Source organism: Pontibacter flavimaris (assembly GCF_001907195.1).
In the GTDB taxonomy this organism is placed as follows: domain Bacteria; phylum Bacteroidota; class Bacteroidia; order Cytophagales; family Hymenobacteraceae; genus Pontibacter; species Pontibacter flavimaris.
The window spans coordinates 296581-317776 of sequence record NZ_LVWA01000002.1; the positions used below are offsets into that span (position 1 = coordinate 296581).

At 55.3% G+C, this 21196-nt stretch carries 16 protein-coding genes; 4 read left to right on the forward strand and 12 right to left on the reverse strand.

Annotated features, from left to right (window positions below; all coding sequences use genetic code 11):
* Positions 1–158: 158 nt before the first annotated feature.
* Complete coding sequence (locus A3841_RS01270) at positions 159–1358, forward strand: proline dehydrogenase family protein (protein WP_073850472.1); 1200 nt, start codon at positions 159–161, stop codon at positions 1356–1358.
* Between the two features lie 82 nt (positions 1359–1440).
* On the opposite strand, the gene A3841_RS01275 is transcribed toward A3841_RS01270, so the two are convergent.
* From A3841_RS01275 to A3841_RS01315, 8 genes are all read right to left on the reverse strand, one after another.
* Entirely contained in the window at positions 1441–3261 is a 1821-nt protein-coding gene (locus tag A3841_RS01275) for a cytochrome c oxidase subunit I (RefSeq protein WP_073850473.1), read from the reverse strand.
* A gap of 1134 nt (positions 3262–4395) precedes the next feature.
* Positions 4396–5163, reverse strand: a complete 768-nt coding sequence (locus A3841_RS01285) for an ABC transporter permease subunit (protein ID WP_073850475.1) — start codon at positions 5161–5163, stop codon at positions 4396–4398.
* 3 nt (positions 5164–5166) lie between these two features.
* Positions 5167–5871, reverse strand: coding sequence for an ABC transporter ATP-binding protein (locus A3841_RS01290; protein WP_073850476.1), 705 nt, complete (start codon positions 5869–5871; stop codon positions 5167–5169).
* Complete coding sequence (locus A3841_RS01295) at positions 5810–7129, reverse strand: nitrous oxide reductase family maturation protein NosD (protein WP_235861240.1); 1320 nt, start codon at positions 7127–7129, stop codon at positions 5810–5812. The genes A3841_RS01290 and A3841_RS01295 overlap by 62 nt, the downstream gene beginning before the upstream one ends.
* Positions 7110–7571 (reverse strand): nitrous oxide reductase accessory protein NosL, encoded by a 462-nt coding sequence (locus A3841_RS01300; protein WP_073850478.1) that lies wholly within the window; start codon positions 7569–7571, stop codon positions 7110–7112. Before A3841_RS01300 ends, A3841_RS01295 begins: the two co-directional genes overlap by 20 nt.
* A 2-nt stretch (positions 7572–7573) precedes the next feature.
* The gene (locus A3841_RS01305) at positions 7574–8167 is read right to left on the reverse strand and encodes a hypothetical protein (protein WP_073850479.1); all 594 of its coding nucleotides are present in this window, start codon (positions 8165–8167) and stop codon (positions 7574–7576) included.
* A gap of 86 nt (positions 8168–8253) precedes the next feature.
* Entirely contained in the window at positions 8254–10287 is a 2034-nt protein-coding gene (gene nosZ, locus A3841_RS01310) for a Sec-dependent nitrous-oxide reductase (protein ID WP_073850480.1), read from the reverse strand.
* Between the two features lie 39 nt (positions 10288–10326).
* Positions 10327–10851 (reverse strand): c-type cytochrome, encoded by a 525-nt coding sequence (locus tag A3841_RS01315; protein WP_073850481.1) that lies wholly within the window; start codon positions 10849–10851, stop codon positions 10327–10329.
* 173 nt (positions 10852–11024) lie between these two features.
* On the opposite strand from A3841_RS01315, the gene A3841_RS20155 reads away from it, so the two are divergent.
* The 3 genes from A3841_RS20155 to A3841_RS01330 all read left to right on the forward strand — a co-directional run bounded on the left by A3841_RS20155 (position 11025) and on the right by A3841_RS01330 (position 14276).
* Positions 11025–11189 carry a hypothetical protein gene (locus A3841_RS20155; RefSeq protein ID WP_170866124.1) on the forward strand — a complete coding sequence of 55 codons (165 nt, stop codon included), beginning with the start codon at positions 11025–11027 and terminating at the stop codon, positions 11187–11189.
* 279 nt (positions 11190–11468) lie between these two features.
* The gene (locus A3841_RS01325) at positions 11469–13769 is read left to right on the forward strand and encodes a nitric-oxide reductase large subunit (RefSeq protein WP_073850483.1); all 2301 of its coding nucleotides are present in this window, start codon (positions 11469–11471) and stop codon (positions 13767–13769) included.
* Positions 13770–14042: 273 nt separating this feature from the next.
* Entirely contained in the window at positions 14043–14276 is a 234-nt protein-coding gene (locus A3841_RS01330) for a hypothetical protein (protein ID WP_073850484.1), read from the forward strand.
* A 135-nt stretch (positions 14277–14411) separates the two neighbouring features.
* On the opposite strand, the gene A3841_RS01335 is transcribed toward A3841_RS01330, so the two are convergent.
* The 4 genes from A3841_RS01335 to A3841_RS01350 form a co-directional block, all read right to left on the reverse strand.
* Positions 14412–15986, reverse strand: coding sequence for a sodium/sugar symporter (locus A3841_RS01335; RefSeq protein WP_073850485.1), 1575 nt, complete (start codon positions 15984–15986; stop codon positions 14412–14414).
* Between the two features lie 162 nt (positions 15987–16148).
* Entirely contained in the window at positions 16149–17177 is a 1029-nt protein-coding gene (locus tag A3841_RS01340) for a UDP-glucose--hexose-1-phosphate uridylyltransferase (RefSeq protein ID WP_073850486.1), read from the reverse strand.
* 319 nt (positions 17178–17496) lie between these two features.
* Positions 17497–18657: a galactokinase gene (locus A3841_RS01345; RefSeq protein WP_073850487.1), complete on the reverse strand. Its 1161-nt coding sequence runs from the start codon at positions 18655–18657 to the stop codon at positions 17497–17499.
* Between the two features lie 76 nt (positions 18658–18733).
* Complete coding sequence (locus A3841_RS01350; RefSeq protein WP_235861242.1) at positions 18734–21028, reverse strand: glycoside hydrolase family 2 protein; 2295 nt, start codon at positions 21026–21028, stop codon at positions 18734–18736.
* Positions 21029–21196 lie beyond the last annotated feature (168 nt).

Here is a 21196-nt window from a genome sequence, read left to right on the forward strand (position 1 = left end):
CATCCGCGCGCCGCATAACATTGCCTACCTTTCTACCGGAGTTGAAGCTGCCGCCCCGCTGGAACAACCTCATCCCCTGTCCTCATAACTTATCTAAGGGGCTAAAAACGCAAGTAATTATCAACATCTGGAACTAAGAACGATTTAATTTTAACACAATGGAGCAGGCTACTGTCACCCAACCCCTACCCGGGCGTTTCGACCCGGAGAACCTGCAGGTAACCTTCTGCAACAAAACGGACAGCGAAATGAAGCTGGCCTACTTCCTGTTCAGCATGATGGGCAAACCCGCCCTGGTGAAGGCCGGCGGCGCGGCCACCACTCTGGCGCTGCGCCTGGGCCTGCCAGTCAAAGGACTGATACGGAACACGATATACAAGCATTTCTGCGGCGGCGAGACCGTGGAGGAGGCGCAAAAGGCCGTGCAGAAAATGGCGGGTGCGCACGTGCAGACCGTGCTGGACTATGCCGCCGAGGCGCAGGACACGGAAGCCGGGTTTGATGCCGTGCGCGATGAGGTGCTGCGTAACATTGCCCTGGCCCGCGACAGCCGGAGCTTTTCCTGCATCAGCGTGAAACTGACGGGCATCGGCCGCAACAGCATCTTTAACAAACTGCACCTGCGGAAGACGCTGAGCCCCGACGAGCAGGCCGCTTACGACAGGACCACCACGCGCCTGGATGCTATTTGCCGGGCCGCCGCCGCCGCTGACATTACCGTATACCTGGATGCGGAGGAGAGCTGGCTGCAGAACCCGATGGATGAGCTGGCCGAGGAAATGATGCGCCGCTACAACCAAAACCGGGCCGTGGTCTTTAACACGCTGCAAATGTACCGCACCGATCGGGTAGCTTACCTGAAGGCCTGCATTCGTCGTTTCGAGGGCGAGCCTGTTATACTTGGCATCAAGATCGTGCGGGGCGCCTACCTGGAGAAGGAGCAGCTGCGGGCAAAAGCGCAGGATTACCCCTGCCCCGTGTTCCTCCGGAAAGCGGATACGGACAAAAGCTTCAACGATGCCATCGACATTTGCCTGGAGAACCTGCACCGCGTGGAACTGTGCGCCGCCACCCACAACGAGCAGAGCATTACCTACCTGACGGAGCGCATCCAGCGGGAGCACATCAGCAACCACCGGAGCCGCATCCATTTCTCGCAGCTCTACGGCATGAGCGACAACCTGACCTATAACCTGGCCGCCGCCGGCTACAATGCCTCCAAGTACCTGCCTTACGGCGAGGTGGCCACCGCCGTGCCATACCTTATCCGGCGGGCGGAGGAGAACACCTCCATCGCCGGGCAGATGGGCCGCGAACTGGCGCTGCTGCAAAAGGAGATGCGCAGGCGCAAACTATAGCATACCAAGTATAAAACCCTGAAAGCAGGCCGGCCAAAGTATAAATTATACTTTGGCCGGCCTGTGTTTTATCAGCCATAGTCTAATCGGTGTCCTTGTCGTGGGGCAGGTTGGAGGAGGCCGTTTGCGAGTAGGGCACTGTTTGCGGGATGTAGTCCTCCGGTGCGCCCGGCTTGCTGTAATCGTAGGGCCAGCGGTACACAGTGGGCAGCTCCCCGGGCCAGTTGCCGTGCCCCAGATCCACAGGCGTGGTCCACTCCAGCGTGTTGGAGTGCCACGGGTTCTCAGAGGCCCTTCTGCCGCGCCAGATGCTGTACAGGAAGTTGAAGAGGAACACGAACTGCGCAAAGAAGCCCGCTATCGCCGCAATGCTGATAAAGGTGTTCAGGTCCGTGAAGGTGCTGAACGTCTCAAAACCCGTCCAGTTATAGTATCTCCTCGGGAAACCGGCTATGCCGATGTAGTGCATCGGGATGAATACCAGGTACACCGCCAAAAAGGTAAGCCAGAAGTGAACAAAGCCTAGTTTCTCATCCATCATGCGGCCAAACATTTTCGGGAACCAGTGGTATACCCCGCAGAACATGCCAAAGAAGGCCGCTGCCCCCATCACCATATGGAAGTGCGCCACCACAAAGTAAGTGTCGTGCACCTGTATGTCAACTGAGGCGTTTCCGAGTATGATGCCCGTCAGGCCCCCCGAAATAAAAATAGAGACGAAGCCAATGGCAAACAGCATGGCGGTGGTAAAGCGGATGTTGCCGCGCCAGAGCGTAGCCAGCCAGTTAAACACCTTCACCGCCGACGGCACGGCGATGATCAGCGTGAGGAACATGAACACCGAGCCCAGGAACGGGTTCATCCCCGACACAAACATGTGGTGCGCCCACACCACGATGGACAGCACGGAGATACCGACCATCGAGCCGATCATGGCCCGGTAGCCAAAAATAGGCTTGCGGGCGTTGGTGGCAATCACCTCGGAGGTGATGCCAAAGGTCGGCAGGATCACGATGTATACTTCCGGGTGCCCCAGGAACCAGAACAGGTGCTGGAAAAGGATAGGGCTGCCGCCCGAGTTGGACAGCGCCTCCCCGGCAATGTAGATATCGGAAAGGAAGAAGCTGGTGCCGAAGCTGCGGTCGAAGATGAGCAGGATGGCTGCCGACAGCAGCACCGGGAACGACAAAAGTCCCACAATGGCCGTCAGGAGGAGGGCCCAGATAGTCAGCGGCAGGCGAGTCATGGACATGCCCCTTGTTCTGAGGTTGATGACCGTGGTGATGTAGTTGATGCCGCCCAGCAGCGTGGAGGCGATGAACAGCGCCATGGCGATAAGCCAGAGCGTCATGCCGGCGGCAGAGCCCTGGATGGCTTCGGGCATAACGCTGAGCGGCGGGTACACCGTCCAGCCGCCGGCGGCAGGCCCAGTATCCAGAAACAGCGACCAGAACATGATAAGGCTGGAGAGGAAGAAGAGCCAGTACGAGAGCATGTTCATGAAGCCGGAGGCCATGTCGCGGGCCCCGATCTGCAGCGGGATGAGCAAGTTGCTGAAGGTGCCGCTCAGGCCCGCCGTCAGCACGAAGAACACCATGATGGTGCCGTGCATGGTAACCAGCGCCAGGTAAAACTCGGGGTTGATTTTGCCGTTCTCGATCCAGCCACCCAGGATAGGCTCCAGGAACGTGAAGGTTGCCTCGGGCCAGCCCAGCTGCAGGCGGAAGATCACCGACAAAAAGCTGCCGATAAAGGCCCAGAAGATGCCCGTGATCAGGTACTGCTTGGAGATGGTCTTGTGATCCTGGCTGAAAACATACTTCTCGAAAAAATTCTGCTTATGATGCTCGTGCTCCTCGTGTACAGGATGCACCCCGCTGTGGGTAATGTCGGTAGTGGCCATAGGCTGAAGTGGTTAGATAACACGAAAGGCCCTTTAACGCTTTAAAGGGCAGCAGCTTATAGTGCGGGTGCCGCTAAACCATACATACTGAGTTTGGTAAGGAAAAGATGTATTTTCCGGGGGTAATATTTGATGTTGCCACTGACAACGAGGGGTTTCTGCCGCTGGTCCGCCGGCTTTCGCTGCTCCTGCTACATTTTATACTTCCCTGGCCCAAGCTGAAAGTCGCGGAGCATTTTGGGGTGTCCGCCTGTGTCTTTTTATACTTGAAGCCTCTCTGGCGCAAGTCTCCAGACTTGTGTCTTACTATGGTGTCGAGTCTGTGCCTCGACTGGCTCGCTGAGCCATACTTGCTTTGGTTATACTTTTATACTTGCTGATTTATACTTTCACCGCTCTTTCGGATTTGCAATCCGCGTGAGCCATACTTCATACTTGCTGGCTTATGTTTTCTTTGCCGCTGCCTCCTGCAACTGGAACCAAGCTATCCTTGTTAGTTGCCGCTGATCCTGTAGTTCCAACAAACCTACAGTTTCATTTCCTGCCTTGGTGCCCTCATGGCCGGGAGGCCTCGCCTTTGGGCATCGCGCTGGGAGCTTTTCCTTTGCTCCTAACGTCGCAATGCCTCACTCACGTTCGGCACCGGAAAAACTCGCATAGGCGCTCAACCCAAAGACTGGAACAGATTCGATAGCCACCTTTTTGTCATCTCGAATGAAATGAGATATCTCTTTAGAATTCTGGATAGATCTCTCGCCCTGCTCGAGATGACAATGAAGTGTCTCTACAAGTATAAATTCACCTCCTCGGAGGTGCCTGGGGTGGATTCATACTTTGCAGAGACAGAAACTATAAAACTTGTACCTAACCAGAGTAACTACAAAGCTCCCCTCCTTGGATAAGGAGGGGTAGGGGTGGTTGGATTCGGTACTGCAGAGCTCCCTCCCCTGTTCTTAGGGGAGGGTTGGGGAGGGGTGAACTTGCCATCCTTTATACTTACCAGCTCATACGTATCTGGCACCCGCGGACATAAGCCTGTAAGAAAAGAAGCGCGTAGGGCAGTGGCCCTACGCGCTGAAAATCATAAAACATCAATTCCAAACACCCGCCGGGGCAGGCATTTTATACTTTATACTACAGATCCCTCCTGGAGAAAATCCTTCTGGAACTCAGGAAAGGCACCAGCACCCACAGCAGCAGCAGGCCAAAGGCCATGCTTATCCCCCACAGACTGCCCAGTATGCTTTTGTACAGCGCCCCGGTGTAGCCCATCAGCGCCGACACATCCAGGTTCAGCAACACGATGATGCGGCCCAGGTCTACCGGGTTGAGTGCCGTCATCACCAGCGTGGCATACTCCAGCGGGTAATCGCCGAAAGAGTAAAGTATAAACAGCACGATGCCGTCATAGATCAGGGCGAAGTAAAACCACAGCATCAGCGCAATACCGATACCCTTGGCTTTGTCGCGGGTGATGACCGAGGCCAGGAACGCCATCGCCACAAAGATAAACGTGATGAACACACCCGTGAGCACCAGGTACAACCCCGTGAGGCTGGCCCCGAACAGCAGCACCGGCACGCCCACGCCCAGCAAAAACGCGCCGGAGAGCGAGCAGGCTACGCCCAGGTATTCGCTCAGGAAGATCTTTTTGCGGTTGATGGGCTGCGCCACGAGCAGTTCCATAAACTCATAGGAGTTGTAGAAGTGCGTGGTGGCAAACACAATGCTTATCAGCGGCACCGTCAGCAGCACCAGGTTCAGGAGGCTAAGTATGGCCTTGTCGGGGCTGCCACCCAGGTTAAACAACCCGATGGAGAGCAGCAGCAAAAACACCGCATACGCCAGCACTATTTTGTTCCGGATGATATCGTAGAAAACGTATTTGAGAACTTTGTTCATGGTTTACTCCTCCTCCATAATTTTTGCGATGGCCTTGCCCAGGCGCTCCTCGTTGGTGTGGGCCTTGATGTCTGCGATGGTCTCATGGAACTTCACATGCCCGTCCATCATGCACATCACCTCATCGGCCACCTCCTCTATCTCACTCATAATGTGCGAGGTGATCAGTATCAGCTTGCCTCTTTTCTTCTCTTTAAGAATTTTGCACTTGAGAATCTCGGCCGAGATGGGGTCCAGGCCGGCGGTTGGCTCGTCGAGGATGAGGATCTTCGGGTCGAACATGAAGGCCAGCGCGGCGCTTACTTTCTGCTTGGTGCCCCCAGAAAGCGAGCCCATGCGCTTCTCGTACATCCCCTCCAGGCCATACAGCCCGATCAACTCCTCATCCACCACCTTGGCATCCTTGCGGATGTCGCGGATCATCTGGATCACCTGCCGGATCTTCATGTTCTCGGGGTAGCGGCCTATCTGCGGCATATAGCCGATCTGGCTGCGGTAGGCATACTTCTTCAGCACGCTCTCGCCCTCTATCTTAATATCCCCGCTGTCGGGTAACACCATGCCGAGGATACACTTGCTCATGGTGGTTTTGCCGGAGCCGTTCGGGCCGATGACCGACACTACCCTGCCTGCGCCGAAGCTAACGCTAACGTCCTTCAGCACCTGCAGCTTCCCGTACGACTTGCGTAAGTTTTCTATCGTTATCATGATTTATTTTGCTCATCATTGGTTGTTCATCAACCAGGTTCTCAGGTATAAAACTCGGCAGCACTTTTTCTATGTTGTCCATCAGGTCTACCATAAAGCTGCGCATAAACATCACGGAGGGAGGCACCCGCTCCACCAGCATCGAGTACAGGCTTACCGGGCGGTAGGGCACGTCGCCTACCTTGTCTTTGTCCAGGTCGTAGCCGCTGTACTTGTCCCAGTAGTTGTTCTCAAAATGGTTGTGCTGCGAATTGCCGTTGGTGCTCACGTCAAAGGAGTTTCCGGTAAAGTTGTTTAGCCGGAAGGTATCCTCCAGGCACGTGGTCATCACTTTTATCGCCCAGCCGTTTCGGTCAAAATCGTTGTTTTTTATATCCAGCCGGCTGGAGCTCTCCATGTGGATGCCCGTGGTGTTGCGCCGGAAGTGGTTGTTGCGGATTACGCTGTCCCGGATCTCCTTCAGCAGCAGGCCGTAGGAGGCGGCACCCCAGTTATCCTCAAAGGTGTTATGCTCCATCTGCACGTTGCTCGTGTACATTACGGCCACGCCCGCCCCGTTGCTACGGAAGGTGTTATGGGTGTACACGTTGCGGTCCGAGAACATAAAGTGCAGCCCGTAGCGCTGGTTCTTATGGCTCAGGTTATCGCGCACCTGGCTGTCCTTCACCACCTCCAGGTAAATCCCGTCGCGGTGGCCCTGCACATCGTTGCCGCTGATCTCTACTTCGTCGGTATAGTATAAATGGATGGCGTTGCCCAGTGAGGATTCCATCTTATCCTTGTTCTCCCCCTGCACCACATTATTCTTTATCACAATACCCTCTGAACCCTCCAGGTAAATACCATAAAAGGTCTTCAGGATGGTATTGTCCAGGATGCGGAGGTTGCGCCTGCCCTTGGCCCGGATAGCGGCGTCGTTCTGCCTGTAGCTGGTGGCCACGTTTTTCAACGTGAGCCCCTGCACAGTCACATCGTCGGACGTGATGGTGATAAGCTGCCCGGTAAAGTTGCCGTCGATCACAGGGTTGTTCTTCCCGATCAGGGTGAGGGGTACATTAATCTCTATCCCGGACTCCTGGTACACGCCGCCGTCCACCAGTACGGTATCTCCGGGCTTTGCCTTTTGCACGGCCTGCTTTACGGAAGTATAGCTACAGCTCGGACAGACCTTCAGGGTGCTACCGGAGGCCGTCTGGCCCCACAGCAGCAAAGCAGCGGCAAGTATGAAAAAAGTATATTTACTGAAATTTGTCATCATTCTTTACAGCTAAAACAACCTGTTCCCAGTTGAGCAATTGGCCGTCATGCTCCTGTTGCATCTGATTGGCGGCCGCCTCATCCTTCACGGCTGTGAGGTTCATCCCCATGGGGCTTGGCAGCGCCTCGCTTTGCAGGAAGTGCGCGCTGTGCGCATCCACCAGTTCGCCAGGGTTGGTGAAATCTGTTACAAGTAGGTAAGCCGCTTTGTCGCCTACCTCCGGCTGCTCTGCCACGTAGGCCGCAAGGCACTCGGCAGAGTCGAAGAAGTAGGGTTTGCCGTTCTCATTCACCAGTTCTGCCCCGTACCGGTTATCAGACACGGTCATGTTGCAATGGGCACAGTTGGCCTCCCCATAAGGGATCGGCTTGGGCTCCACGGAGCAGCCGGCAAGGATTACAAGTATAAAAAGCAGGCTTACGCTACTTACTAACAGTTTCATGGCTATGCGGTTATCTTTTCTTTAACTTCTTTTTTTCGGCTGACATAAAAGGCTATACCTGCAAAAACGATGGCCAGCAGGATTCCCAGGCTGCCGGTTGAGGGTAGCGAGAGCGCATCAAAGTTCAGCAATTCTTTATGACCAAGCAAAGGCGGTATGTAGGTCATGCCCGGTATCTTGATAGGCGCGGTTGGATCCAGGTTCGTGCCGAACCGAACCAGCCACAGGTAAAAGTCAAGTATACCCACAGCCCCGCCTACCATCAGCAGTGCCACCCAGGCCAGGACCAGTTTGCGTGTGCCTACCAGCCCTACTATAACCCCTGTTATCATGAAGAAGATGACAACGTAGGGCATGATCTTTAATTCTGCGAACGATTCCGCGTGGATCGGCCTCATGCCGATGTAGTGGTTGAGTATGTTGAAGTTTTGCAGGACGCTTTCGGAGCTGCCTGAGATCTGGTTCACCCAGATATGCATTTCCAGTCCTTCGGGGTATTGTGGGGCTTCGAGGTAGATCTTCCACATCGGAAAGAGGAACAACAAGCCTAATGATAGTGCCGCTATGATCATCAGCACTCTGCTTAGAGCTTTCATCCTTTTTAATTTTAGGTACTATGCTACAAAAAATAAGCGGAAGCTGCCTGGGCAGCCTCCGCTTTGGTTATGCCCGATGCAAATGGTTAGTTAACACTTGCCGTTGCGGGTGGAACGGGCCTTTTCTCGCCCATCCTGAACTTGATTGGCACGTTTGATCCTTTCGGGGACACCCTGACATATCCCTGCATCTCCTGGTGAAGCGCAGAGCAGAAGTCAGTACAGTAGAACGGAAACACACCTTCCTGTTTCGGTACCCAGCGCAGTGTCTGTGTAGCGCCCGGCATGATCAGGGTCTCGGCGTTGTTGGCGCCCATCACCGCGAATCCGTGCGGCACGTCCCAGTCCTGCTCCAGGTTCGTCACGTGGAAGAGCACGGTGTCGCCTACCTGGATTCCCTCGATGTTGTCCGGTGTTAAGTGGCTTCGGATGGCGGTCATCTTCACGGTAACTGTTTTTCCCTTGCGGGTCACGCTCACGTCCTTCTCATTCTTAACTGCCTCCGGGTGCGTGTTCTCGTCCAGTTTGTGGAACTTGACACTGTTCGGTGCCACTAAGTCTGCCTTGATGGCCTGCGCGTAGTGCGGTTCGGCTACTGTCGGGAAGTCAAGAAGCATCTTCATTTTCTCTCCGCTGATGTCGATCAGCTGGGCAGAGTGCATCAACTCCGGTCCTGTTGGCAGGAAGCGGTCTTTTGTGATCTTGTTCATCACCACCAGGTACTTGCCATAAGGCTTCTCCGTGTCACCACCAGGGATCATCAAGTGACCTGGGGAGTAGTACACAGGGATCCTATCCGTCACCTTCAGGTCTTTCACGTTCCACTTCACCACCTCAGACGATACGAACATGGTAGAGTAGGCATTGCCTTTGCCGTCGAACTCGGTGTGCAATGGTCCTAAGCCCGGCTCTTTTACTTCGCCGTAAAGTACAGACTCATACTTGAACACCGGGATACCGTTCACCTCACCGTCAAAGTCCTTGTTCTTGATCGCCTCCTCCATTTTAGAGAAGGAGAACACTGGCAGCGAAGAGGCAAGCTTGCCGTTTACCACCATGTACTCGCCGGTTGGGTCTACGTCGATACCGTGCGGTGACTTAGGCGCCGGCAGCAGGTACATCATGCCCGGGCACTCTTCCGGAAGCAGGTAGCGTACGGTTTTCTTCACTTCGGACTTAGCCTGGAAAGAACCGTGGTCCAGCTTGTTGTGGTAGTAGTTGGCCGGCATTTCGTGTGCCTTTCCTTCTGCCGCATACTTGGCTGCCAGTTTCCAGTTAATGGCCGCCAGGTAGTCTCTGTCGTTCTGGGAAGCACCCAGTTCCTTCAGCGTAGCGGATTTCTCGGTATTGTACGTGGTAAAGAACACCCAGTCGTTAGACGGGCCTTTGCCACCGTTGGCCAGGTCGTAGTCGAAGCCTGGCACCAGCACCTGGAAGTCCAGCTCCATGTCGCCATCTTCCTTATCCACCTTGATAAAGGAGATAGAGCCTCTGAACTTGTCCTTGTACTCTTCCATACTTACGTCGGCAGTGCCGCCTTTCATATCCAGCGGAACAGAGAAGCGTGTACCGGCAATAACGTACTCGTTGTTATTGGTTGGGTATGGGGAGCAGTGGTTACCTGCTGAGTTCGGGATCTCCATGATCTCCACGGTCTCGAAGGTTTTCAGGTCGATACGGGCCACGCGCGGCGTGTTGTTACCGTTCACGAAAAGCCAGCGGCCATCGGCCATACCGTCGGTACGGGACAGTTTCGGGTGGTGCAGGTCATCCCAGGGCACAAAGCCATGCGAGGTCTGCAGCATCGGCTTGGTCTCCTCGTTGTAGCCGTAGCCGTTCTCCGGGAACTGCGAGAATACCGGGATGATCTTCAGCAGCCTGCCGGAAGGGATGCCGTACACGGACATCTGGCCGTTAAAGCCGCCAGACAGGAAGGAGTACAACTCATCGTGCTCGCCTGGTGCCACATACACGGCAGAGGCTGCATCAGAGTCAACAGCCTTATCGCTGTCGTCGCCGCCGGTTTTGTTACAACCTTGTAGCGCCGCACCGGCAGCCACCGCCATTAGAAGGGCTGCCTTAGGTGCTACTTTCTTGAATTTACTGATCAGGGTTTCCATAATGATTATGGGTTTTTGCTTATTATCGAAGTGTTGCTGTTAGCTATTCTGGTCGTTCTGTCTCAGGAACTCCAGCAGGGCCCTGGCATCAGACTCAGTGATGTTCTGGTTTGTCATCTGTGTTAAGTGCTCAGCAAGCAGTTTCTTGGCTTGTGGGTCCTTCTTGGTCATCTCCTCTGGGTTGATCATCATGTTCATGATCCACTCTGGCTTGCGGCGATCCGTTACACCAGCCAGGCCAGGGCCCACGATCTTCTGGTCAGACAACTGGTGGCAGGCCGAGCACTTGCCCTCGAAGATAGTCTTGCCCTCAGCGGCGAGCGCCTCGTCTATTCCCTCACCCACTTCCACAGACGTAACAGGACCTACTCCTTTTCCATCGTCCTCAGCAGGTGCTTCAGCCTGGTTAGCCAGCCCGCTCTCTTCTTGATCGGTGGCAGCGGTGTTCTCGCCGTCTCCTGAGGAGCAGCTGAAAAGCACGGTACTAAACAGCATGGCCATAACGGCTAATTGCAGTGGTTTAAACAATTTGGTCATCATCGATTCACTTGGATTTTTTCTCATGTCTGCGTAAATTTTAATTAGTGCTTAGGAATTTAAGTGATTGTTTACGGTACAAAAGTATACATGTTGGCCTGTCCAACAAAAGACCTTTATCTCTTTTAATGATGACATAAGTCATTTTTCCAGAAATCACCTGATAAGACCTTTGAGCCCAAACCCTGATAGGTGAAGGCATGAAGCGTGTTGTATGGATGTTGCTGGTCGTAATTGCAGTGGTGCAGCCACTGAGCAGTACCGACATCCACATGCTTTTTCAGGCAGACCGGTCCTATGCCGCCAGCCACCTCTGCGCGAAGCGCACAGGGCTTCTCTATACTTTTAACGAGTTACAGGCATGAAAAGGCTGTTCATACTTCTTGCTGCCCTCTTGACCATACCAGTTACCAGCCAGGCCTGCAACGGCAGCTATAATATCGACACTGGAATTCATACTTCATACCTCGGCAAGCTAGGCCTTAAAAACGACTTTACCTACCGCCTTGACTCCTGTCAGCCTGGCATACTTGTTTTAAGGCCGAAACCCGCACCGCAGCCACAGCTGAGTTGCAGGGCCACTATCCGCTAAATCACACTCAATTTTTACATACAAACACGTTTACTATTTAACCATTACTCTAATGAAGTATAAAAAACTCTGGCTGGGATTCATCGCTGTGATGGTGGGATCCTTTGCTGTACTCGGCTACTACGGAACCGAGATCTACAGACAAGCGCCGCCTATTCCCGACAAAGTGATAACCGCCTCCGGCGAGGTGCTGTTCACCGCACATGACATCAAGGACGGGCAGAACGTATGGCAGTCGGTTGGCGGACAGGAACTGGGCTCTATCTGGGGCCACGGCGCCTACGTTGCCCCCGACTGGAGCGCCGAGTGGCTGCACAAAGAGGCCATGTTCTTTCTGGATACCTGGGCACAGCAGGAGAAAGGCGTAACCCACGACGAGTTGGACGAGGAAATACAGGCCATGCTGCAGGCGCGCCTGCAAAAGCAGATACGGGCCAACACCTATGACGCTGAAACAGGCGTGCTCACCGTGTCCGACCTGCGCGCGGCGGCCATTGCCGATGTCAGCAGCCATTACACCGGCCTGTTTATGAATGACCCGGCGCTGGCCGTGTACCGCGATGCCTACGCCATGAAGGACAACACGGTGAGCGACCCGGAGCGCATGCGCAAGATGAACGCCTTCTTCTTCTGGACTTCCTGGGCCTGCGTTACCGAGCGCCCCGGCAAGAACATCACCTATACCAACAACTGGCCCGCCGAGAAACTGGTGGCCAACGAGCCCAGCTCTGACCTCATCATCTGGACAGGCTTCAGTGTGATCATACTTATCGCTGGCGTGGGGCTGCTGGCTTATTACTATGCCTCCAACCGCGAGGAGGAGATCGACACCTCCAAACTGCCGAAGCAGGACCCGCTGCTGGGCCTGAAGGCTACGCCCTCCATGAAGGCGACGCTGAAATACTTCTGGATCGTGACGGCCCTGATCCTGGTGCAGGTAACGCTGGGCGTGGTGACGGCGCACTACGGCGTGGAAGGCCAGGCACTCTACGGCTTCCCGCTGGCTGATTACCTCCCCTACTCCATCACCCGCACCTGGCACGTGCAGCTGGCTATTTTCTGGATCGCAACGTCCTGGCTGGCTACCGGCTTATACATTGCCCCGGCCGTGTCGGGCCACGAGCCCAAGTTCCAGAAACTGGGCGTCAACTTCCTCTTCACGTGCTTATTGATCATTGTGGCGGGCTCGCTGGCCGGGCAGTGGTACGGCGTGATGCAGAAGCTGGGCTACGGAGAGAACTTCTGGTTCGGCCACCAGGGCTACGAGTATGTGGATTTAGGTCGTTTCTGGCAGATCTTCCTGCTGGTGGGCCTGTTCCTGTGGCTGGCATTGATGGTGCGCGCCATTATGCCTGCCTTTAGAAATGACGTGGAAGGCCGCCACCTGCTGGGCATGTTCCTGATCTCCTCGGCTGCCATCGCCATCTTCTACGCCTCCGGCCTGATGTGGGGACAGCACACCAACCTGGCCATTGCCGAGTACTGGCGCTGGTGGGTGGTACACCTGTGGGTAGAAGGCTTCTTCGAGGTATTTGCCACCGTGGTGATCGCCTTCCTGTTTGTGCGCATGGGCCTGCTGGATACCAAAATGGCCACCACAACGGTGCTGTTCTCCACCATCATCTTCCTGTTTGGGGGTATCATCGGCACATTCCACCACTTATACTTTAGCGGCACGCCAACTGCCGTGATGGCGCTGGGGGCCACCTTCAGCGCGCTGGAAGTGGTGCCGCTCGTGCTCATCGGCTTCGAGGCCTACCATAACCTCGAACTCAGCCGCGCCACACAGTGGATCAAGGCTTACAAATGGCCGATCTACTCGTTTGTGGCCGTGGCCTTCTGGAACCTGGTGGGGGCCGGTGTGTTCGGCTTCGTGATCAACCCGCCGATTGCGCTCTACTACATGCAGGGACTCAATACCACACCGGTTCACGCGCACACGGCCTTGTTTGGGGTCTACGGCATGCTGGGCATCGGCCTGATGCTGTTCGTGCTGAAGGGCCTCTCGGCCCGCCGCCGCTGGAAGGATGGGGTGATCAGCTTCGCGTTCTGGTCCATTAACATCGGTTTGATGCTGATGGTGCTGATAAGCGTGCTGCCGATCGGGCTGCTGCAAACCTGGGCCAGCGTGGAGTACGGCCTGTGGTACGCCCGCTCCATGGAGTTTATGCAGACGGATACGATGGAGCTCCTGCGCTGGCTCCGCGTGGTAGGTGACACTATATTCGCCGGTGGCGTGGTGGCGCTGGCCTGGTTCGTGATCGGCCTGAAAACAGGCTGGTCTCTGGAGGCCGATGAGGATGTGTCTGCGGCGGATTACCCTTCCGCCCGCAAAACAAAGGCTTTGAAGTAAGAAAACCATACTTTGTGCTACCATTGCGGTGGATCAAGTATAAAACGGAGCGCCTGCCTTCTTCGGAGGGTGGGCGCTCTGCTTTCCTGCCAAAGCCATACTTTCCTGAACTCTCCAAAGTATAAAAACGCTATCCTTTCCCTTATCTCATGCATGGCTCCCATACTTTTACACAAAGTATAACCGCCTGATAAACACCATTTTTGAAGCTACTGGTGATAACCTATCTGTCCTGCACTGCGTTAAATTGAACTCAGACCAAAGACTTATGCTATGAAAAAGATACTATTTATTGCCTTGGGAGCCTTCACCTTTGCCTGTTCCGATGCCTCGGACAATACCACCGCGGAGGAGGCAACGATGGAAGAGACTAATATTGACGAGAGCGTGGAGATCGGCTCGGGAGAAGAGATCTCGCCACAGCTTGAACTGGATAGCGGCGAGAACAGACGCCTCGAGGTAGACACCGTCTCCAGCCAAACAGAGGCAGACACTACCTCTCGCTAAGCGGACGGAGGACAGCAGTACTACGTCTTGCTTCTCCTGGTTCCTTCTGCCAGGCATCAGGCAAGTATGAAACAGAAACAGCCGGCACATTTGTACCGGCTGTTTCTGTTTCTATTAAATAGGAGGCTTGTCCCTCTACCAGAACACAATGTAAATAGCGGCCACTACAAACAAGATGGCAGTGGCAGACACGTTAAAGACGCTGTCCGTGCGGAAAAGCCCTTTATCAAGGCTAACCGTATATTCCGGATACTTGCCCCGGCTGTTCTCCCACAAAGAGATGCCCACCATCAGCGCAGACAGCAACAGGAACACCAGCCCCATCTGATCCAGGAATGGCATGGTTGGGAAAGCAAGGTCAATGATGATGCTGAATGGTACCGAGGCAATGGCTGTTGCCAGGGCCGCGTTGGAAGTAGCACGCTTCCAGAACAGGCCGAATACGAACAAGACCACAATGCCCGGGCTCACGTAGCCGGTATACTTCTGGATGAATTGGAAGATCTGTTCCTCGCCACCGAGTAGTGGTTCGGCCACCAGCCCCGCAATGATGATCGAAACCAGGCTCACCAGTCGGCCTACCGTCACCATCTGGGTCTCCGAGGCATCTTTCTTCAGGTGCGACTTGTAGATGTCCATGGTGAAGATGGTGGCTGTGGAGTTCATCATCGAGCTCAGTGAGGACAGAGCCGCTGCAATCAGCGCTGCAAACGCAAGCCCTTTGACACCGGTAGGCACCAGGTTGCCCAGCAACCAGGGGTAAGCCTCGTCGTAACGGCTGATCTCGGCATTCAGCGCAAAGGCCGCGATACCAGGAAGCACCACTACCAGCGGAATCAACAGCTTCAGGAATGCAGCGAACACAAGGCCCCACTGTACTTCCTTTATACTTTTAGCGGCCAGCGCACGCTGTATGATGTACTGGTTAAAGCCCCAGTAGCTGATGTTGGCAATCCACATGCCGCCGAAGAGCACCGTCATGCCGGGCAGGTCCTTGTAAAACGGATTGTCCTCCGATAGGATCATATCGAATTTCTCCGGCGCCTTTTCAAAGAGCATACCCAGGCCCTTAACCGGGCCTTCTCCGCCACTCACGGCATCCAGCGCCAGGTAAGTGGTTACCAATCCGCCCAGGATCAGGAAGATCACCTGGATCACGTCCGTCCAGGCTACCGCCTTAAGACCACCGTAAACAGAGTAGGTCACCGCTACCGCCGCCAGGCCGATGATGGCGCTTGTCGTGCTGATGTCCAGCACCACGCTCAGCGCCAGCGCCGACAAGTATAAAACGGTGGTCAGGTTCACGAAGATGTAGAGCATGATCCAGAAAACGGCCAGGCTGGTTCGGATGCGGTCGTCGTAGCGCAGCTTGAGGAATTGCGGCATGGTGAAGATACCCTCCTTAATGTAAATAGGAAGGAAGTACTTGGCTACCAACAGCAGGGTAACAGCCGCCATGAACTCATAGCTGGCAATGCCCAGGCCAATGGCGAAGCCCGAGCCCGACATCCCGATAAACTGCTCTGCCGAAATGTTAGAGGCGATCAGCGAGGCTCCGATAGCCCACCAGGGCAGCGACTTGCTGGCCAGAAAGTAGTCGGTAGAGTTTTTGACGTGCCCTTTCTTCTCCCTGGAAACCCACAGGCCCACCACAATGATGAGCACGCAATACCCCAGGAAAATAGCAATGTCGAGTGTAGAAAGATTCATGTAAGGTTCGTTTTAGGTGCCTAATATAGAGGATTTAGTCTATAATCTTAATATGGAGGATATATTTAAAACACATGCGCAACGCCTAATACACGCGTTTACAACTGCTTATACTTATGAAGCTGCCTGATAAAAGTATAGCAAAGTATAGCCGGCCCTGGTTTAACGCACCAGGGAGCGGAGCAATTGGGCGGCCGCTTCCGGGGTGATGTCGCGCTGCGGGTTGCCCATCATCTCGTAGCCTACCATGAATTTCTTCACCGTGGCCGAGCGCAAGAGCGGCGGGTAAAAGTGCATGTGGAAGTGCCAGCCCGGGTACGCCTGCCCGTCAGTGGGGCTTTGGTGAATGCCCGAGGAGTACGGGAACGAGATGCCGAACACCTGATCGTAGGCGGCAGTGAGGGTCTTAATGATCTGCGCAAAGCTGTTCTTCTCCTCCTCATGCATCTGCCCGATGTGCTGGAAGTGGCGCTTGCTGATGAGGATCGTCTCAAAAGGCCACACGGCCCAGAAAGGCACCAGCGCCACGAAATGCTCATTCTCGGCCACCACCCGCTCGCGCGTTTCCAGCTCCAGGGCCAGGTAATCGGCCAGCAGGCTGCGCTGGTGCTGCTCATAGTATAAACCCTGCTGCGTGGTCTCCTTGGCCGGCTCCACGGGCACGGTGCGCTGCGCCCAGATCTGCCCGTGCGGGTGCGGGTTGCTGCAACCCATGATTTGGCCCTTGTTCTCGAAGATCTGCACGTAGTTGATGAAGTCCCTTGAACCTAGCTCGGCATACTCCTGCTGCCACAGGTCCACCACTTTGCGTATGTCCTGGGGTTCCATATCGGCCAGCGTCAGGTCGTGGCGCGGAGAGAAACAGATCACCCGGCAGATGCCGCGCTCGCTCTCGGCCCGGATCAGATCGCCCACCACATAAGCTCCGTCGGGTGTTTCCTCCTGCAGCGCGCCAAAGTCATTGTCAAACACATAAGTGGACGCGTAATCCGGGTTCTGCTCGCCGTTGGCGCGGGTATTGGTGGGGCAAAGGTAACAGCTGGGGTCATAGGTAGGGCGCGTGTCGGGGCTTTGCTCCTCCTGCTGCCCCTGCCACGGGCGCTTGGCCCGGTGCGGCGACACGAGCACCCATTCGCCGGTGAGCGGGTTGTATCTTCTGTGCGGGTGCTCCGCTAAATCAAACGTAGGCATTGGTATTCTTCTTTTATTTGATGCCGCTGGGGGCATTTATACTTTAAGTTACGATTAACTATTGTTATTAAGGAGTGAACTCACCTCTATTCCCTCCCAGGAGCAGGGCTGTTAAGTTCTACAGAAACTGTTCCCTTGAGGGGACTACAGGGGTGTAAAGCCAGCGGCAAATGTCATCTGCTAAGTTCTGACACCCCTCTAACTCCCCTCAAGGGGAGACTCTGGCTCTAACTATTTTCAGCTCTAACGTCATGAATCAGCGCTCTAAGTTAGAGCTCAACAGCCCTGCTCCCCGGAGTTGGGTTAATTGCTAAAGGTTCTAAATCTGGCTTGGCTCCACCAGGCTGCTGCCGTCCACGATCTCGGCCACGTAGGTCTTCAGCGCGATGCCGAACTGCAGTTTGTAGGCCTCTTCCATACTTTGAATGAAGGCATCCAGCGCCTCCAGCTTTACCAGGTTAATGGTGCAGCCACCGAAGCCGCCGCCCATCATGCGCGCGCCCAGCACACTGTCCATCTCCCGCGCCTGGTCCACCAAAAAGTCGAGTTCCGGGCAGCTCACCCCGTAGTCGTGCTGCAGGCCGCGGTGCGAGGCGTACATCTTCTCGCCGAAGGTTTTCATATCGCCCTGCTCCAGCGCCTGGCAGGCCTCCTCCACGCGGATGTTCTCGTGCACCACGTAGGTGCAGCGCCTGTACACGGTAGGCTCAAACTCCTCCTGGTGCAGCTCCAGCATCGGCACTGTCACATCGCGCAGGCTCTTTACCTGCGGGTAGTGGCGTTGCAGCAGCGCCACGCCCGCTTCGCACTCCTGGCGGCGGGTGTTGTACTCCGAGGAGGCCAGGTTATGCTTCACCTGCGTGTCGCAAAGCACGATGCGGTAATCGGCCATTTCCAGGTGGTAGTAGTCGAAGTCGAGGGAGCGGCAGTCAAGCTTCACGGCGTGGTCCTGACGGCCGTACATGCTGGCGAACTGGTCCATGATGCCGCACTTGACGCCTGCGTACTCGTGCTCGGCCAGCTGCGCCATCTTCACCAGGTCGAACTTCGGAATGTTGAACCCAAAGATATGGTTTAGCGCATAGGCCAGCCCGCACTCCACGGCCGCTGAGGACGACAACCCGGCCCCGATCGGGATGTTGCCGCCGTACACCAGGTCGAAGCCCTTCACCTCATACTTTGCCTGTTGCAGTTGCGCGACCACGCCCAGCAGGTAATTGGCCCAGCTCTTTTCAGAGCGCTGCACCTGGCCCAGGTCAAATTCGCCTCCTTCCTGCAGGTCGTAAGCGTAGGCTCTAAAAGTGTTGGTGTTGTTGGGCGCCACGGCAAAGTATATTTCCTTATTGATGGCGGCCGGCAGCACAAAGCCGTCGTTGTAATCGGTGTGCTCGCCAATCAGGTTTACCCTTCCGGGTGAACGCACCACGAGCGGCTCCTGCTCGTACAGTTCTTTGAATTTATCTTTAATCTCTTGTAACATCTTTTGTAAGTATGGCTTTTGCTGTCAGGGAGCTTTCCGCTCTCCTTTTCCCAAGGGGCAATTTACAAGGTATATTCTATTTTATCCCTTTCACGGCCTCCAAAGTATAAGTCGCGGCTTCCAGGTCATCCGCCTGCGCCTTTACTTTAATCGTACCTGCCTGCTTTCCGGCTTTTACAAGTATGGCGGCAATGCCGGCTTCTGCCTCTACCACTTCTGCGCCTATAATCTCAGCATCTCCCTCTACAGCAAAGCGTACTGCATTCACGGCATCCGGCACCACCGTTCCATGTTCATCGGCTACGCTGGCATACACAAGCACCGCGTCGTTTACGCCCGCCTGCAGTTTTTTGCCGCTGTAATCGGCGCGAAGTATGAGTTTAGCCGGTTTGCCTGCCGTGCGTTGCCCGTGCGTGGCTACCTTTTGGTTGTTGATGTAGCCGATGGCAGTTAAATTTCCGGGCTCATACGTGGGTACCTCAAAGGTGAACGGTGGGTGCGGCAGGTGCGTGGAATTCCTGTCCTGATCCGGCTTCTGGCGGGCGATGGTTTTGCCGTTGAGTTGCAGTTCCACCTCCTCGGTGTTGCTGTATACTTTCACAGTCTTACTCTCCGGGTCGTTCCAGTAGTTGGCGATGAAAACCATCGGTTTATGGAAGGCGGATTTCCCGCTCAGGTCCGGACCGGCCTGGCTTTGGTAGAAGTAGTAGGCAAACTTGGGCAGGCGCACGATGTCCATGATACCGGAGGCCTCGATGTCGTCGGCGTAGCCGCGCTTGTAGTCGAACATAAGCCAGTTGGCATCGCCTACGGCCGGGCCCTGCAGGTTGCTGTTATGCGCCTCCTGGTAGTTGAGGGCCTGCTGCAGCAAGCGCTTCTGCCCCGCGCCGCGCAACTGGCGGCTGGTGCGCTCCTCCTCCTTCAGGTTGGCAAACTCTTTCTGGTTAAAGCCGGCGTTCTGCGCGTAGTATTCCCAGTCGCCGTACTCGGCAATAAGCAGCGGCTTGTCCTGGCTATACTTGTTCCAGTAATCGGGGGCCTTGGCGTGCTGTCGGGCGGGGATGAACACATCGTACACGTCGTTGAGCCAGCCGCAAGTATAAATGTTATCGAAGGGCAGCTCCTCGTGCACGGCCTGGTGGGCCTTTTGCATAAACTCTTTCGTCATCCCCGATTCGTTCAGCGAGGCCTCCCAAAGTATAACGGAAGTATAATTGCGGTCGCGGCGCACCATGTCGCGCACATCCTGCAGGGCGTTTTTCTGAAATACACTATCCCCGAAGAACTGCCAGCCCGGCAGGGCATCCATCGTCAGCAGCCCCAGTTCATCACAAGCCTCCATAAACGCCGGCGACTGCGGGTAATGCGACAAACGCACGAAGTTGAAACCGGCCTCCTTTATCTTATAAGCATCGCGGTAGTTGGCATTGTCGGAAAGGGCATAGCCTACGTAAGGATACTCCTGGTGGCGGTTGGTGCCGCGCAGGTATAACTTCACGCCGTTCAGGTAAAAGCCGTCCTTGGCGAAGCGGAAGGTCTTCACGCCTGTTTTTATACTTTGTTGGTCAATCAACCTTCCTTCATGCAGCAGCTCCACCGTTACGCTGTATAAGTAGGGCGCAACCGGCGACCACAGCTTCGGGTTGGTGATGGTGATACGTTGTTTGAGCGTACCGAACCGGCCCGGCTGCACCAGTATACTTTCGGAGAGCGCCTCCCCTACCTTGTTGCCGCTGCTGTCCGCAAGTATGACTCTGACCTGCGCCTCCCGCTGCTCGGGGTGGTCGTTCTTCAGCTCCGTCTGCACGTTTAGGGTGGCGCCATTTATACTTACCTGCTCGTAGTGCAGCAGCACGCCGCCTCCAGCCACCCGGTTGGCAGCCACGGCGTCCGAAATATGCAGTTTGTCTTTGGTGATGAGGTATACGTTACGGTAGATGCCGCTGTAGTAGTTGAAGTCGAGGTCGGCCAGGGGTTTGCCGGGGGCCACGCGTGGGTTGTCCTCGTTGTTGAGCTTTACCAGCACCGTGTTCTCCTGGCCATACTTTGCCTTATCAGAGATATCGACGTAAAACGGCAGGTAACCGCCCAGGTGCCGGAAAAAGTGCTGCCCGTTCAGGTATACATCGGCCACCTGCATGGCGGCTTCAAACTTCAGGGCGATGTGTTTCCCTTGGTCGGCTGCCGGCAGCTTAAAAGATTTCCGGTAGAAGGCTGTTCCCTGCCACTGCTGCGCTGTTTTGCGGATGGGCTCCAGGCGGGCGGTGTGCGGCAGCGATACCTGCTCCCACGTCAGGCTGGACTGCCCTGAAAAAACGGAGGCGGAGTCTGCATCCCGGACAAACTCCCAGCCATCGTTAAAGTGCTGCACCGTGGGTGTGTTTTCAGGTGCTCCCGTACCCCTATCCGATACAGTCTTGCACCCCGCCAGCAAAAGGGCGCAGCTTAAAAGCAACAGGCACGAAGAAAGTAGGAGGCGCTTCTTATTGGCTATCAAAACAGTATATTTATAGTTGGATCCGCATGTATCGTAACGTCA